The organism is Burkholderia sp. AW49-1 (assembly GCF_053427845.1).
This window is the reverse complement of the sequence record NZ_JBSAXF010000001.1, coordinates 389,645-405,178: the sequence shown is the minus strand read 5'-3', so window position 1 is coordinate 405,178 and position 15,534 is coordinate 389,645. Positions and strand designations below refer to the sequence as shown.

At 64.5% G+C, this 15,534-nt stretch carries 11 protein-coding genes; 5 read left to right on the top strand and 6 right to left on the bottom strand.

Annotated elements, in window-relative coordinates; all coding sequences use genetic code 11:
• The first annotated feature begins 48 nt into the window (after positions 1–48).
• From ACV22W_RS01690 to ACV22W_RS01680, 3 genes are all read left to right on the top strand, one after another.
• A complete protein-coding gene (locus ACV22W_RS01690) occupies positions 49–2,322 on the top strand; it encodes a polysaccharide biosynthesis tyrosine autokinase (protein ID WP_448017446.1) in 2,274 nt (757 codons plus the stop codon).
• Positions 2,319–3,695 carry an oligosaccharide repeat unit polymerase gene (locus tag ACV22W_RS01685; protein WP_448017445.1) on the top strand — a complete coding sequence of 459 codons (1,377 nt, stop codon included), beginning with the start codon at positions 2,319–2,321 and terminating at the stop codon, positions 3,693–3,695. Before ACV22W_RS01690 ends, ACV22W_RS01685 begins: the two co-directional genes overlap by 4 nt.
• Positions 3,696–3,782: 87 nt before the next feature.
• Complete coding sequence (locus ACV22W_RS01680) at positions 3,783–4,952, top strand: acyltransferase family protein (protein ID WP_448017444.1); 1,170 nt, start codon at positions 3,783–3,785, stop codon at positions 4,950–4,952.
• Between the two features lie 132 nt (positions 4,953–5,084).
• On the opposite strand, the gene ACV22W_RS01675 is transcribed toward ACV22W_RS01680, so the two are convergent.
• The 3 genes from ACV22W_RS01675 to ACV22W_RS01665 form a co-directional block, all read right to left on the bottom strand.
• Positions 5,085–6,164 (bottom strand): glycosyltransferase family 4 protein, encoded by a 1,080-nt coding sequence (locus tag ACV22W_RS01675; RefSeq protein WP_448017443.1) that lies wholly within the window; start codon positions 6,162–6,164, stop codon positions 5,085–5,087.
• Positions 6,165–6,191: 27 nt separating this feature from the next.
• A complete protein-coding gene (locus ACV22W_RS01670) occupies positions 6,192–7,340 on the bottom strand; it encodes a glycosyltransferase (RefSeq protein ID WP_448017442.1) in 1,149 nt (382 codons plus the stop codon).
• A 457-nt stretch (positions 7,341–7,797) separates the two neighbouring features.
• Complete coding sequence (locus tag ACV22W_RS01665) at positions 7,798–8,847, bottom strand: glycosyltransferase family 2 protein (protein ID WP_448017441.1); 1,050 nt, start codon at positions 8,845–8,847, stop codon at positions 7,798–7,800.
• 412 nt (positions 8,848–9,259) lie between these two features.
• On the opposite strand from ACV22W_RS01665, the gene ACV22W_RS01660 reads away from it, so the two are divergent.
• A complete protein-coding gene (locus ACV22W_RS01660; protein WP_448017440.1) occupies positions 9,260–10,549 on the top strand; it encodes a right-handed parallel beta-helix repeat-containing protein in 1,290 nt (429 codons plus the stop codon).
• Positions 10,550–10,663: 114 nt separating this feature from the next.
• Here ACV22W_RS01660 and ACV22W_RS01655 read toward each other — a convergent pair whose 3' ends face one another.
• From ACV22W_RS01655 to ACV22W_RS01645, 3 genes are all read right to left on the bottom strand, one after another.
• A complete protein-coding gene (locus ACV22W_RS01655) occupies positions 10,664–12,238 on the bottom strand; it encodes a mannose-1-phosphate guanylyltransferase/mannose-6-phosphate isomerase (RefSeq protein ID WP_448017439.1) in 1,575 nt (524 codons plus the stop codon).
• Positions 12,235–12,819 carry a drug:proton antiporter gene (locus ACV22W_RS01650; protein WP_448018102.1) on the bottom strand — a complete coding sequence of 195 codons (585 nt, stop codon included), beginning with the start codon at positions 12,817–12,819 and terminating at the stop codon, positions 12,235–12,237. Before ACV22W_RS01650 ends, ACV22W_RS01655 begins: the two co-directional genes overlap by 4 nt.
• Positions 12,820–13,256: 437 nt before the next feature.
• Positions 13,257–13,391, bottom strand: coding sequence for a hypothetical protein (locus ACV22W_RS01645; protein WP_448017438.1), 135 nt, complete (start codon positions 13,389–13,391; stop codon positions 13,257–13,259).
• 716 nt (positions 13,392–14,107) lie between these two features.
• Between ACV22W_RS01645 and ACV22W_RS01640 the strand changes: the two genes are divergently transcribed.
• On the top strand, positions 14,108–15,499 hold the full coding sequence (locus ACV22W_RS01640; protein ID WP_448017437.1) for a sigma 54-interacting transcriptional regulator: 1,392 nt from the start codon (positions 14,108–14,110) through the stop codon (positions 15,497–15,499).
• Positions 15,500–15,534 lie beyond the last annotated feature (35 nt).

Genomic DNA, 15,534 nt, shown 5'->3' with positions numbered 1-15,534 from the left:
CCATTTCGTCATCGCGACCGCGCGTCGCGCCTACGGGACTGATGCCGTATGACTTCTTCGACCCTGCCCGACCCGCACGGCGGGCCCGCCCTGCGGCCGTCCTATCCGGTGCGCCGCTACTGGAGCATGCTGTACGGCGGCCGGCGCCTGATCCTTTGCACGGCGCTCGCGGGCGCGCTCATCGGCGCCGTGTATGCGCTGTGTGCGGCCCCCGTCTACCGGACCGACATCCTGTTCCAGGTGGAGCAAAGTCCGACCGACTCGAAATCGACGTCGCCCACAGGCGATCCGTCGTCGGTGTTCGACCTGAAGACGGACGCGTCGACCGAGATCGAAGTGCTGAAATCCCGCGCGGTGCTCGATCGCGCGATCGACAGCACCAATCTGGCCGTCGATGCACGGCCGCATTACCTGCCGCTGATCGGCTGGCGGCTCGTGAACGCTGCCGACGGGGTGTCGTCGCCGTTGCCGGGCGGCTATGTGTACGGCACCGAGCGCATCGACGTGCCGACCTTCGACGTGCCCAAGCGCCTGCTCGGCAAGCGGTTCGCACTGACCCTCGGGGACGACGGCGCCTACACGCTGCAGCGTACCGGCTGGTTCGGCCGAAGCGGCCCGGCATGGCAGGGGCGCATCGGGCAGCCGCTGCATGTCGAGACGTCGCAGGGGCCGCTCGACATCTTCGTGCGCGGCGTGGCCGGCAAGCCCGGCGCACGCTTCGACCTGACGCGCTACAGCGACGAGGAAGCGACGGCCTGGCTGCAGAAGAACGCGCTGATCTCGGAGCGCGGCAAGCAGTCGAACATGGTCGGCGTGACGCTCGACGGGACCGATCCCGTACACGACAGCCGTGTGCTGAACGCAATCGGCGACGCGTACCTGGCGCAGAACACGCAGCGCAAGTCCGAGGCGGCCGACAAGCTGATTCGCTTCATGGACGCCCAGTTGCCGCAGCTCAAGGCGCAGCTCGAAAAGGCGGAAAGCCGCTTCAACGCATTCCGGGCCTCGCACGGGACGGTCAATACGAGCGACGAAGCGCTGGCGTTGCGCCAGCAGTCGGTCGACATCGAGACGCGCGTGCAGACGCTGCAGCAGCGGCGCGAGGAATTGCTGACGCGCTTCATGCCGAAGCATCCGGCCGTGGTGGCCGTCGATGCCCAGCTCTCCGACGCACGGCGTTCGCTCGACACGACGCGCAAGCAGATCCGGCAGTTGCCAACCGTCGAACAGGGCGTGCTGCAGCTGCAGCGCGATGTGGCCGTCGACACCGCGCTATACACGAACCTCCTGAATACGCGCCAGCAGATGATCCTTGCGCGGGCCAGCAAGACCGGCACCGTGCGGATCGTCGATACGGCGAAGGTCGCCGAGCAGCCGATCGGTCCGCATCGCGGGGTCGCCGTGATCGCCCTGCTGATGGTGGGCCTGCTGACAGGCGCGGCGATCGTGGTTGTCCGGCAGCGCATATTCGGCACGATCGGCGATGCCGAGGAAATCGAATGGACGACGGGGCTGCCCGTGTTCGCGACCGTGCCGCACAGCCCGGCCGCGGCGCAAGCGGAATTGCGTCCGAAGGCCGGACGGCGCGGCGCGCGCGCGCCGGTTCCGCCGGGTGCCGTGCAGGACGCGGCGCTCGAAAGCCTGCGCAATTTCCGCGCGGCGCTGCAACTGTCGATGCCGGGCGCGTCGAATCCTGTCGTGCTGATCTCCGGGCCGACGACGGGCGTCGGCAAGTCGTTCGTCGCCGCGAATATCGCATCGCTCGTCGGCGCGGCGAAGCGACGAGTCCTGCTGATCGATGCCGACCTGCGCAAGGGATCGCTGCACGAGCGGTTCCGCTATAGCCGCGCACCGGGCCTGTCGGACGTGGTGGCAGGCACCCACCGGCTCGACGAGGCGATCAAGCGCGGCGTCGTGCCGGGGCTCGATTTCATCGCGATGGGCAGCGTCGTGCCCGATCCGGGCGAACTGCTGCTGCAGCCGGCACTCGCCGAACTGATCGAGCAGGTCGCATCGCACTACGACATGGTCGTGATCGACGGGCCGCCGTTGCTGCCGGTGGCCGATGCGCTGGTGCTCGGCCGCCTCGCGGGAACCGTGTTCCTCGTCGCGCGCAGCGGCGTGACGACGCTCGCCGAACTCGACGAAAGCGCGCGACGGCTCGAACACGCGCATATCGACGTGCGCGGTGTGGTCCTGAACGATTACAAGGGCGCGCCGGGACGGTATGACTACGGCTATACGGATACGAACACGCATCAGGCCGCCTCCGGATATGCCGGGGTGATCGCGCCTCGGCAACGGGTGGAACGGGCGTCATGAACCGGGAAGGGGGCGGGCCGCGACAGCGCCCGGCGACGATGCGCAGGATGGCGCGCGTGCGCGGTGGCGTGGGCGGTTATACGGGCTATTGGTGGGAAGATCCGACGCGCCTCGTGCTGTTGTTCATCCTGCCGTTGTACGGATTGCTGTCGCTCAGCCTGCTGGGTGACCAGAAGTCGATTGCGCGGATCTACTTCGACGGCTACTACGCGTTCGTCGGCGCGCTGTTCCTGATGGTGGTGATGGCGGCGTCATGGCTCGCGACGACCGAAGTGCGGACGCGACGCGGCCCGCCGCCCGCCGAGGTCGAGCTGTCGCCCCACGTGCTCGATTTCGTGTTCGCGCTTGCGCTGTTCGGCTATGCCTTGTTGCTGAGCGGCATCGTCACGCATCCTGCACTGCTGGTCGCGTTCGTCCGCGGTGAAGCGAATGCATACGACATGCTCGATCTGAAAGGGCGCATCACGGGCCTCAGCACGTTTACGCAGGCGACCGCACCGTACGTTGTTCTGTATTTCTATGTGTTCAGGAAACCGGTAACGGGACTGAATCGCTACAAGATCTACTTCGCGGTGCTCGCGGTACTGACGCTGCTGCGCAGCTTCATCTTCGCGGAGCGGCTCGCGCTGATCGAAATGGTGATGCCGCTTGCGCTCATGGTCGTGCGATTCCGCCTCGGCGGCAGGTATTCGCGGTTGTTGACGTTCGGCCCGTATGCGGCGATCCCGCTGCTGTTCGGCCTGTTCATCGCGAACGAGTACAACCGGTCGTGGGAGGCCTATTACGTCAACATCTACGACAACCTGTTCGATTTCGCGCTCGAACGTCTCGGTCTGTACTACTCGACGTCGTTGAACAATGGCGCGGGAATACTGAGTGTGCTGGGCTGGGACCAGGGCCACCCGATGTTCACGTTCGACTGGCTGCTGCGTTTCCCGATCGTCGGCGCGACGCTGCAACCGTGGCTCGACTCGGGAGACAGCATCAATTTGTTCCTGAACGGCTACGCCGATCCGGAGTTCAACAATCCGTCTGGGATTTTCGTCCACTTCTACGAGTGGGGCTGGTTCGGCTTGTTCGATGCGCTCGTGCTCGGCTGGGCCGTCGGCCGCAGTTATGCGGGCTGGCGGAGCGGGAACGGCTTCTGGTGCTGCGTACACGCGGTGCTGTTCGTGTCGGTCATGGAAGTCATGCGGACCCCGAACCTGTTCAGCGGACGGAATTTCGTTCCGGTCGTACTGCTCATCGCCGTATTTCACTGGTTCGCCATGGCTCGGGAGTGCGCTGCGCCGGGACCCGATGGCGATGGAAGCAGGCGCGCCATCGTGCGCGGGAATCGCGCCGCGGATATCGATCCCGTGTTGTTGCGATAACAGCAAGGATCGCGCGAAACGGGGCATGCGACCGCTTTGTAGATTGCCGGGTCCCAAAACCAATATTTCCCGGAGCCACTGCTTTTCATGGCCACTCACAAGCAGAAGTTTGAAATTCTGGACGGATTGCGCGGCGTTGCGGCAATCAGCGTGATGTTCATGCATTTCCTTCAGGATCTGCCGATTCCGATACTGCAGAGCGCGTATCTTTCGGTGGACGTTTTTTTCATGCTGAGCGGATTCATCCTCACGCACTCTTATGGCGAAAGATTGCGTCAGGAGCCATGGTGGGGCGAGTATTTGAAGCGACGCGTGATACGCCTGTATCCGATGATATGCATCGGGCTCACGATCGGGGTCGTGAGCCTCGTCGTCATGCGCATCCATTCGTCGGCGGCGTTTTCGTTGGGTAACTTGGCGGCAGCCGCCGGCCAGAACTATTTTTTCGTTCCATATCTCGGTCGTTTCTCGGTGTCGGGCTTCGTCGGCGCGGCGAATCATGGCTTGCCTGCAGTCGATGACCCAGGGGTGTTTCCTCTGAATCCGCCTGCATGGTCGCTGTTCTTCGAGCTGTTCGCGAGTGTCGTCCTGATCGCGGCGATCAGGGTGAATGCACGGAATCTGCTGCGATTGGCGTATGCGTGTCTCGGCGCTTTCGTCGTGTATGGATGGCTCGTGGGCCTCGACAACGACAAACTGACCGTCATCCTGAATCAGGGTTGGTCGGCCGATAACTTCATCGGCGGGTTTTTCAGAGTCGGCTACGGGTTCCTGCTCGGGGTGGCGATCGGGAAGATGCACGACGCCAGTCTCTCGGCCAGGCCGCACTGGTTTGTCGCAGGGCTCATCAAGAACGATTACATGCTGTTCGTCGCTTTCCTGCTGGTGGTCGTGTTTCCGACGTCGATCAAGGGAATTTACGCGCTGGCCGTGCTGTGGTTCGTCGCGCCCGCGCTGGTTTATCGGGGCGCCATGCTGGCTCCGAGCAGCAAGGTGATTGCACGTATCAGTGCATTCCTCGGCTGGAATTCGTACCCGCTCTATTGCGTGCATTACCCGATCGGAAGGCTGGTGTTCGCGTATGTACCGCATGGCGAGATCCACGTCGTCAGAACGGCGATGCTCGCGGCGTGCGTTTCGATCGTCTCCGCTGCCGTCCTCGCGAAATTCGTCGAGGAGCCGATCAGGTCTTATCTCGGCAGGCGCGTGTTCGGAAAGCGACGGGCCGCGGCCGGTAGCACTGTCAATGTCGCGTAACTGCGCCGATTTTCCTGGCATGCCGAGTGGCGGCGCGCATGCGTGAAACCGCGAGCCTCGACCGGGATGTTGGGCATCGAGCGGGGGCGCGTCGATCTGCTCGTTTCCCGATGACGACACGCCGCGATCGACCTACAGCGACTCGAAGATCTCCTTCATCATCTCGGCACTTCGGCTCCAGCGATATTTCTCCGCGTGCAGGCTTCCCTTGCGTTTGAGCTCGGCCCTGAGTTCGGCGGAATCGAGCAGGCTCCGCAACTTTTGTGCAATGTCGTCCTGCGAATACGGATCGCAGTACAACGCCGCATCGGCGCAGACTTCCGGCAGTGCGGCCGATTTACCGACAACCACCGGACAGCCGTATCGCATCGCCTCGAGCGGCGGTATGCCGAAGCCTTCGTAGATCGACGGGTAAAGGAAGCACGCCGCGTTCTGGTACAGCGCCTTCAGTTGCTCGTCGCTGATGTAGCCCACGTACTTGATGTTCGGCTCGGCTGCCGAGAGATGATCCTGCTTGCCGAACACGGTGGCGTTCTGCATGCCGACAATGACGAGATCGACCGACGGATCGTTGATCTGCCGGAACGCCGCGATCAGCCGGCCGAAGTTCTTGGTGGGATTCATGCTGCTGACCGCGAGCACGAACCGGTCCGGTGTCAGCGCATGCTTGTCGAGCACGCTCGTGTCCGGTTCCAGGGCATCGAGGTGATCCGCACCGAGCGGCACGACGCTGATCTTCTCCGCGGAAACGCCGCAGTGATGCGCGAGGCGGTCCCGCGAGAAACAGGAGTTGGTCAGCACGCAAACGGAGGTTCGCGCGAGGATCCAGAACATGATCCGGTACCACGCGCGAAACGGCCGGGAGAAATGCGCGGGCGTGTCGAACACCGCCGCGTCGTGCATGTAGATGATCTGGTTGCCGATGAAGATGGATGCCGAATTGCTGAGATTGACGATGCGGCCGCGGCGCGCGAATAACGGGAGAACCAGCTGCTCCCAGACTACGCCCTTGTAGAACCCCACCTTGACCGTTTTCGCGCCGCTTACCTCGACGCCCGGCTGCGGAGGCACCAGCACGGTCACCGGATCCTGCGGCTGAAACTTGATCAGTGCGGCGATCAGTTCGCGCGCGACGCGTTGCACGCCGGTTGTTTTCTGCGTCGTGAATCGGCCGTTGTAGACGAGTTGCTTCGATTTCTTGAAAGCGGTCATGTCGATAAGGAAATGTCGAATTCGGAATCAGGCCTTGACGTGATCCGGAACAACCGGCTTGAAGTCGCGCGTGTCGACGCGCGGCTCGTTGGTGTGAAGTCCGTAAAGGGCGTGCCACTGACGAAAGATCGCGTTCATCGAAAACCGCTGAATCGCCCGTTGCCGGGCAGCCGCACCCATTTCCTCGCGAAGCTGCCGGTCGTCGCGGAGCCGGCTAACATAAGCGGTCATCTCGTCGGCGTTCGACGCAACGTAGCCGGTCAAGCCGTGAATCACCACGTCGCGATTGCCCACGACGTCCGTCACCACGGCCGGTATGCCGGCGACCTGAGCTTCGATCAGTGCGACCGGCATGCCTTCCCAGCGGGAAGTCTGGACGTAGATGTCCAGTTCCGACGTCAGCGCGAGCGCGCGCACGCGGGTTATCCAGCCGCTGCAGACTACGGCGCGGCGTTGGCCGGGGTCCGGAATTTCGGCGGCGTCGCCGCCGATCCAGAGAAACTCGACGTCCGCGCCGTGCAGCGTGTCGGCCAGACGCACGAATGCTTCGTGATTCTTCTGGAACGACGCCCGACCGCTCATCCCGATGACGACCTTGCGATCGTCACGCGTTCGACGCAGCGGAATCTCCGCTGCATTCACGCCGTTTTCGACCAGGACCGCCGACTTCGCCCGGACCTTTCCCCTGATCTCGGCGAGTTCGCTGCCCGAGCACGCGACGATGGTTCCGCCGATATGCGCCGCGATGCGTTCGAAGCTCAGATAAGCGTACTGCTTCATGCGCGACACGTCGCGGCGCAGGAACGAGAGTCCGTGCGGCGAGTAGAGAACCCTTGCGTCCGGGGCGGCGATCCGGGCGGCGACTCGCCCCAGCACGCCGGCCTTCGACGAGTGCAGATGAATCGCGGTCGGCTTGCAGTCACGCAGGTTCCGGACCAGCGCATGCAAGCTCCGCAGATCCTGTTTGATGCTCACCTCGCGCGCCATCTCGACGTATACGAGCTTCACATCGGGCAGGAACAGTGTTGAAAAATCGGTCGGGGTTTCCGATCGGATCGAATGCAGCACCGTCACGTCGACACCGGTTGCCGCCGCATGGTTCGCGAGATGGGTCAGCATCGAAAGCACGCCGCCGCCAAATGCCTCGGCAATATGAACGATCTTTTCGTTGGTCATCTTTGGGTCTGGCGATCCGATCGCACACTCATCGCCCATCGTGACGATGAGTTGCCTGCAAATCGTTCGGTATCGGTATCCGGTTCGTTAAACTATGCATTCCTGATTGATAAATGCATGGTGGTATTGACCATTGGATCCTGCAGTCGCGGTCGCATGTGCAAGCTGGCGAGGCGGCCGGGTGATTTCAGCCGATGCAATATCGGGTAGACGTTGCCGGAGAGCACCGAACACGATGCGGCACGGAGAATCCGTGCCGAGCTCTACGCGTCGGCCAGATTCCTCCAAACATCGAATGCCGGCATTCGACTACGACGACTGGAGAGAGAGCACGGCGAGATCCGTCAGCGCGCGTGAATCCACTGGTCCGGATCATTGTGCAGCGCATGCGCGACCCACTGGGTGCGATGGCTTACCGAAGGAGCGATTTGGCGCTGGATGCGCTGGCCCGACACTGCTATCGAGCGCCGGCGCGATGCCCGGATGACTTGCGCACGCGTGCGAGAGGATTGGAGATGTAGCGGATCGCGCGGTTGCTGAGCGTTGCTGACGGTAGCAGGCATGCGAGTGAAAGCCCGGCGACGGCCACCTTCTTGGCAGGACCCCAGAACGGATTGCGCAGCACGGTTTGCCAGTAGCGTCCGGATTCGCACAGGAACCAGCGCCAGCGCCGCAGGAGCGGCGCGTGATACAGCGTGCTTGCGAAGCGGGCCTTCTCGATCGCGAAATCGAGCGGCGCGATCGGCAATGTCTCGTGCAGCCGCGTGCCGGCGATCATGCGCAGCGTCGACCACCGGCGTTCGGCCTTCAGCGCGCCGGTCGCGGCGTCTTCCGAATTGGTGAGGGCAAGTGCCGGCGTGTCCTCGGCCTGCCGCGTATCCGACTGCTGATGCACGCGATAGCCGCCGAGGGTTGCATCGATCATGTGCACGGCGCCGAGCAACGCGATACCGTAGATCGCGTAGAAATCAGCGCCATGCAGGTTGTCCGGGGTGACGGGTACCGGAAAGATGCGCTTGAGCGCATCGACCCGATACGCGTTTCCCGATGCCGGCGGTGACGGGTACAGCCAGCCCGAGCGCAACAGTCGGCCGCAATCGGTGTCGACGGCCGACTGCGGCACGCTCGCCCCGGTCACCGCACCGTCCCGCGCGATCACGTCGAGCCGGAAATGCACCTTCACGAAGTCGCCGGACGCGAACGCGGCCAGCACGCGGATCGCGGCGTCGTCATAGAGCAGGTCGTCTGCGTCGAGCAGGATGACGTAGCGCGTCGTGACGTGCTCGAGCGCGCGGTTGTATGCGGCGACCTGGCCGCGATTTTCCTGAAACACTGCCGTCACGCGCTCGCCGTACGAGCGAATGATGTCGCGCGAATCGTCGGTGGAACCGTCGTCGACGACCAGCACCCGTACACCGTGCGCGGTCTGTGCGAGCGCCGAATCGATCGCATCGCGCAAGTACGCGCCATGGTTGTAGTTGCAGATTGCGATGGTCAGGTCGGTCATGAACGGGTGCTGGACGAGCGAAAAGGGGCAATTCGGGTGCGGTGCGCGTGGGGCCCGTCGAGACCACGACGTCGGATCGGCTGCGGCCGGTGCCGTTGGGCGATGCCGTAGCACGGTCGCGCCGCATGATGGTCATGATACGCGCCGCCGATCGGCGCTCGGTTCGCGAGCCTACCGTTCGACGATTCGCTCCTCGGAAAGCGCGATGGATGATCAACGGCACGGGAGCGTGTGCCGCGCAGGCGGGATGCATTGGTCAGTTGACGCACCGAAACGGTCTGGTTCGAATGATTTAATCCAACGTAACGCGTCGCCCGCTTCAGCGGTATCACGGGCCGGCAACCCGGCCGGCATGCCGCGTTCAGGTGCGCCGGCCGGCGCGCATGAAGTCATTCGAGGGAGTCGATTCGATATGCGTAGATCACAAAGCCCGTTCCTTGCATGCGCGGCGATCGCCGGTATGTGCATGGCAGGCGGGCCGGCGTGGCCCGGTAGTGCCGTTGCGGCATCCGGCACACCCGCACCGGGTGCGCTTCATGCGTACGTGCCGGATGCGTACGTTCGTCCCGCCGCGGACGCGGCGGATCAGGCCGACACGCTGCAACGTGCGCTGGACGCGTTACAGCCGGGCCAGCGACTGATATTCGCGCCGGGGCGGTACGTGATCGGCCGTTCGTTGATCGTGCGGCAGCCGAATGTGGTGTTGTCGGGCTACGGCGCGACGCTGATCGCGATAACCCCCGACGACCAGACGATCGAGATGCGCGGCGACGGTACGACACTCGTCGGCTTCCGGCTCGCGGGAACCGGCACGACGCGGCTCACGACGCCCGCATCGACGAAGGTCGAGGTCACGGGGCGCGGCGTGCAGGTGCTCGACAACGTGATCGACGGCGGCGCCGGCGCCGGCATCTTCGTGTTCGGCGGCGCGGACGTCGCGATAGTGGGCAACGAGGTGCTGTCGACGCTGGCGGACGGCATTCACATGACGCACGGCTCGCACAACGTGCTCGTGCAAGGCAACGTCGTGCGCGGCACCGGCGACGACATGATCGCCGTGGTGAGTTACCAGGCGGAAGGCGTGCTGACGCGCAACGTGCTGATTACCGGCAACTCGCTGGAGGGCAATCCGTGGGGCCGGGGCATCACGGTGGTCGGCGGCGCGAACGTCACCATCTCGAACAACATCGTGCGCAACGTGCAGGTGAGCTCGGGGATTCTCGTCGCGCAGGAAGACAGCAACCGCACCGCCGGCTCGTCCGACATCCGCATCGAGAGCAACTCGATCGCGGATGTCCAGACCGCGACGGGCCGTCCCGATCCTCGCCCGATCACACAGCAGGCGGCGATCGAGGTCAGCACGTGGTCGGGTTCGGTGTCGCGCGTGACCGTGATCGGTAACCGCGTATCGCATGCGCGATTCGACGGCATTCGCGTGTGGGGCAACGTGTCGGGCGTGCGTCTTGCGGACAACAAACTATCGGAGATCGGCGGAATGCCGGTCCGGATCGATACTGCCCACGATTGCGCGGCCAGCCGGCCGGCGAAGGCATCGGGAGGGCGAGCGACGGGCACGCCGTGTGCGGCCGAGCATCAATCGCCGTCGGCGGTGGGTGACGCGGTCGGCGCGGATACGTCGTTGTTACCGCGCGTGCGCGAGTCCGTCAGGCGGGCGCGCTGGTCGCAAGGCGGAATCGACTGATGGTGCGTCGCGTGGGCCGCCGGTCCGAGGCGACATACGGTGAACGGACCGCCGCCCCATGTTCGCGCGGCGGTGCCCGTCATCGTCGCGCGCGCCGCCGCGATTCGCGTGCGCCTACCGGATGACGTCGCGTTCCGCGGCTTCCTCCTCCGGTTCGCGCGAGGCGAGCGACGGTCGCTGTCGCGCGGTCTCGACGACCGGCCGCCCATACTGATCGTCGAACCGCACGATATCGTCTTCGCCGAGATAGTCGCCCGACTGCACCTCGATGATCTCGAGCGGAATCCGGCCGGGATTCTCGAGACGGTGAACCTCGCCGACGGCGATGTAGGTCGATTCGTTCTCGCTGAGCAGAAAGGTTTCGTCGCCGCGCGTGACCTTCGCGGTGCCGCGCACGACGATCCAGTGCTCGGCACGGTGATAGTGCATCTGCAGCGACAGTCGCTTGCCGGGCTCGACGACGATCCGCTTCACCTGGAATCGCTCGCCGAGATCGATCGAATCGTAGTGTCCCCACGGCCGCTGCACCTTGCGGTGTTCGCTTGCCTGCGGGCGCTGCTCGGTCTTCAGGCGTGCGACGATGTTCTTCACGCGCTGCACGTCGTGCTTGTTCGCGACGAGCACCGCATCGGGCGTTTCGATCACGACGACGTCCTTCATCCCGACGCACGCGATCAGCCGGCCTTCCGAGCGCACGAGACTGTCCTGCGTGTCCTCGAACACGATCGGGCCGCGCGCGACGTTGCCCTGATCGTCCTTCGGCATGATTTCCCAGATCGCATCCCAGGTGCCGACGTCCGACCAGCCCGCGGAAAGCGGGACCACGATGCCTTCGATGTCGAGCTCGGGGCTCTCGGCGAGGCGTTCCATGACCGCATAGTCGATCGAATCGGACGGACACGCGTCGAAAGCCGTCGCGTCGATGCGGAAGAACGGATCTTCGGCGGTACCCGCGCGCCATGCCGCATCGCAGGCCGCATGGATGTCCGGTGAGAGCGCGTCGATGGCCTTCAGCCAGATCGATGCGCGCGTGACGAAAATCCCGCTGTTCCACCAATAATCGCCCGAATGCAGGTAGCGTTCGGCGAGTGCGGCGTTCGGTTTCTCGACGAACCGCCCGATTGCATAGCCGCCTTGTCCGCCGAGGCGGCCGGCGCGCGGTTCGCCGACCTGGATGTACCCGTAGCCGGTTTCCGCGCGGCGCGGCAGCACGCCAAGCGTGACGATCGCGCCTTCCTGTGCGTAGCGCGCCGCGCGTCCAATCGCTTCCTGGAATGCGGCGACGTCGCCGATCACGTGATCGGCCGGCATGACCACGAGGATGGGGTCCTCCGCAAGTGCACTGGCGTCGAGCGCTGCGAGCGTCAGCGCTGGTGCCGTATTGCGCGCGGCCGGTTCGAGCAGGATACGGGGAGGTGCCGCGCGCCCGACCACCTGAGCCGCGCTCATGATGCGATGCTGTTCGCCGCATACCAGCAGCAGCGTGTCGCCGAGTGCCGCGTTCGCGATGCCGTTCAGGCGGCGCGCGGTCGACGACAGCGGCGACTCGTTCGAGGTCAGCTCGATCAACTGCTTCGGATACTGCTCTCGCGACAACGGCCAGAGGCGCGTACCCGAACCGCCGGCGAGAATGACGGGCAGGATGCAGGGCAACTCCGGTTCGGGAACCGGACGAAGGGTGGCGCTCATCGATTGGCTCCGGTATCGGCGGACAGCCGGTTGCGTGCGCGGCCGTCGACACGCGCGTCCTCGTTTTGCGCGCGCGGCGTGGAGAAGGTCCGCGACAGGAGTTGACGCAGCGCGCCGGCGGCGCGGTCTGCCGGCCGGACGAGACCGACGAATGGCGCGCCCTGTTCGAGATAAGGGCCGTAGGCCTTGCGGAATCCGAAACGTTTGTAGAACGACTGGCGCTGGGCGGGCACGTGCGTGCGCACAGCCACGTCGGGCCATGCGGCTTGGGCGGCCGTGAGCGCGCGCTGCATCAGTTGCTCGAGGGTGTGGTCGTCGCGACATGCCTCGCTTGTCAGTACCTTGTCGATCACGACGTCCGGATCGGCGTCGTCGCCGGGGAGCATGCGCGCATAGGCGACGACTTCCGTCGTGTCGCCCCTGTGCATGCACGCGAACACGTGCAGTGCATGCGCATCCTTGCCGTCGATGTCGAGATGCGTGTGCGCGTCCTCGACCACCAGCACCGCGTTTCGCGAGCGCAGGATTGCGTAGAGATCGACGGGGCTCAGATGTTCGAATTCACAACAATGCCATTCCATGATGCGGTCCTCGTGTGAAGCCTTCAGCACGCCGTGCCGCATGAACGCGTTCGTTCCGTGCGGCCCGACGATAGCCATGATGCGGATGCGACGCGCGGCGGTCTGTTCGAAAGCGTACTCACGCTCCCGTTACCCTTGCTTCGGGGGGGCGATGCCGGCTGCGCGAGACGAGCCGCATGCCGCGAACGGGGCAATGTGCGGTAGCACACGGTGGCCGTGTGGCGGCTTTCCCATAATTGGCTCGTCGCGACGGATCGCCGTGAAGCCTGCAGCGAGATCGTCCGCATCGAACGCGATTGAAGACCCGGGGCGGTACTTGGAGCTTGCGATGGTTCACGGCGGGCAGGTCGCGCATCGCGACCGGATGTCGCTCGGAGGAAAACGTCTATCGCATCGCGGATTTCGTCGCAGTGCGCTTGTCGTTCATCCGACTGCGTTCATTTCGCCGCGCCGGCCGACACGCGCATACTTGCCATTTCGTGCTGCCGGACTTTTTTGGAATTGGGTGTGGTCTTGCACCAGGGCGGTGCCTGTCGCATCGGCATGTCGGCAGCGACCGGCGTGACGCTCATGCTGCATCGCGACAGAAAACGGATGATCCGTCCGGCCGTTTCGTTACGATGTTGTAACGAACACGCCCGGCTCACCCGCATCCGATGTGTGATGCGGAGGTCGCGCCGGACGCGCGATTACCGACGCCCGAAACATGCTGCCGGGACTTTTTGTGCGATTCAGGCGAGAATCGCGGGCAATGGGAGGCGCCGATCTTGCAGAAAAGTGGGATTTGCCACCGATTGACGGGAATGGTCGTAGATAATCAAATCCGAGTCGCTAAACGTGCGCCGCGCCGGCGGAGCGGCAGCGTAATCGGCTGAATCGATGTTTATCTTTTGGTAACAAGGCCGTCTCGATACGGGGTGTAAATTCAGGAGCGGATGAAATGAGGTCACCATTCCGAAGGCGGGTTGGCGGCCATCCGGTTCAGCATCGGGCGCGACTGTCGTGTACGACGCGACGCAAATGCGGACGGAATTCCCGTTTGCCGACGTGCTCCGCCTGACGGCGCGTCGCATGAAAGCCGGAACGCCGCGGCTCCGTGGCCGCGCGTTCCCTTCGAGTTCGATGACAACGAGGCCGGATGACATCCGGCTCGACCTCCGGGGGCTCTCGCCGTGTGCAGTTTCGATCTTCGCCAAAGCTGCGGAAACGCGGCGCGGACAGGCGACCATGCGCCGCCGTCTGCAGTGCACGCGAACGGTTCGCGGAGTGGAGAAAGTGATGGTTCGTTATGAATATGCCAATAGCGCGCGATAAGAGCGCAGGCGGGGGGAGGACTACCGGGCAGCGTCCTCTGATCTACTGGACCCAGTCGCCGTCCGTCATGTTGCGCAAGGAACTTGCCCGGCGCGACTGGAAAGTGACGGTCGTTGCACACGCAAACGAATTGCGCGATACCTCCGGCGAAATCACCTGCGGCATCCTCGACCTGAGCGGCGGCCATGCCGACGCGATCGGCAGCATCGCGTCGACCTGCGCGTCGATGCGCGATGTCGTATGGGTCGCGCTCGTCGAAACCGGTCAGACCGCGTCGCCGAACGTGCGGGCACTGTTGCGCGACTATTGCTTCGACTACATCACGTTGCCCGCGTCGCACCAACGAGTCGCCGATACGGTCGGCCATGCGTACGGAATGGAATGCCTGTTCGCGCGCGATCGCGAAGCGCTCGAATCGCGGGAGCACGGCATCGTCGGCACCTGCAGCGCAATGTTGCGACTCTTCGATACGGTGCGGCGCTTCGCGCGCACCGACGCACCGGTGTTCGTGTTCGGCGAAACGGGAACCGGCAAGGAACTGACGGCCGTCGCGATTCATCGTCATTCGGAACGGCGCAACGGGCCGTTCGTCGCGGTCAACTGCGGGGCGATCCCGCCCCACCTGCTGCAATCGGAACTGTTCGGCTACGAGCGCGGCGCGTTTACCGGCGCGAACGCACGCAAGATCGGCTACGTCGAGGCCGCGAATGGCGGCACGCTGCTACTCGACGAAATCGGCGACCTGCCGCACGAGAGCCAGGCGAGCCTGCTGCGCTTCCTGCAGGAGCGTGCGATTCATCGCCTCGGCGGCAGCGATCCGGTGCCGGTCGACGTGCGGATCGTCTCCGCGACGCACGTCGACCTGCGCGAAGCGATGGAAGAAGGGCGTTTTCGCGCGGACTTGTTCCACCGTCTTTGCGTGATGCGCATCGATCAGCCGCCGCTGCGCGCGCGCGGCAAGGACATCGAACTGCTCGCGAATCACATGCTGGAACGCTTTCGCGGCGACGCGCGCCATCGCGTGCGCGGCTTCTCGACGGATGCGATCACGGCGCTCTACAAGCACGACTGGCCGGGCAACGTCCGCGAACTGATCAACCGCGTTCGGCGTGCCGTCGTGATGACGGAAGGGCGCCTGATCACCGCGCAGGACCTCGAGCTCGAATACTGTCTCGACGCGGCGTCGCCGTCCGTTGCCGATATCCGCAAGTCGATCGAACGTGAAGCGATCGAAACCGCGCTGCTGCGCACGCGCGGACGCGTCGCCGCTTCCGCGCGCGAGCTCGGCGTGTCGCGTGCCACGCTCTATCGCTGGATGGAAGCGTACGGAATCGAGCGGCCGCGCGGCGCCGGATCGTCGGACTGACGTGTGCCCGCGGCCGTGCGATCGTGTGTGCGGTC

Bases quoted from the DNA above. Each gene is read 5' to 3' on its own strand.
- ACV22W_RS01680 (WP_448017444.1), top strand. From the start codon at position 3,783: ATGGCCACTCACAAGCAGAAGTTTGAAATTCTGGACGGATTGCGCGGC.
- ACV22W_RS01660 (WP_448017440.1), top strand. From the start codon at position 9,260: ATGCGTAGATCACAAAGCCCGTTCCTTGCATGCGCGGCGATCGCCGGT.
- ACV22W_RS01675 (WP_448017443.1), bottom strand. From the start codon at position 6,164: ATGACCGCTTTCAAGAAATCGAAGCAACTCGTCTACAACGGCCGATTC.
- ACV22W_RS01685 (WP_448017445.1), top strand. From the start codon at position 2,319: ATGAACCGGGAAGGGGGCGGGCCGCGACAGCGCCCGGCGACGATGCGC.
- ACV22W_RS01655 (WP_448017439.1), bottom strand. From the start codon at position 12,238: ATGAGCGCCACCCTTCGTCCGGTTCCCGAACCGGAGTTGCCCTGCATC.
- ACV22W_RS01665 (WP_448017441.1), bottom strand. From the start codon at position 8,847: ATGACCGACCTGACCATCGCAATCTGCAACTACAACCATGGCGCGTAC.
- ACV22W_RS01645 (WP_448017438.1), bottom strand. From the start codon at position 13,391: ATGAGCGTCACGCCGGTCGCTGCCGACATGCCGATGCGACAGGCACCG.
- ACV22W_RS01650 (WP_448018102.1), bottom strand. From the start codon at position 12,819: ATGGAATGGCATTGTTGTGAATTCGAACATCTGAGCCCCGTCGATCTC.
- ACV22W_RS01670 (WP_448017442.1), bottom strand. From the start codon at position 7,340: ATGACCAACGAAAAGATCGTTCATATTGCCGAGGCATTTGGCGGCGGC.
- ACV22W_RS01690 (WP_448017446.1), top strand. From the start codon at position 49: ATGACTTCTTCGACCCTGCCCGACCCGCACGGCGGGCCCGCCCTGCGG.
- ACV22W_RS01640 (WP_448017437.1), top strand. From the start codon at position 14,108: ATGAATATGCCAATAGCGCGCGATAAGAGCGCAGGCGGGGGGAGGACT.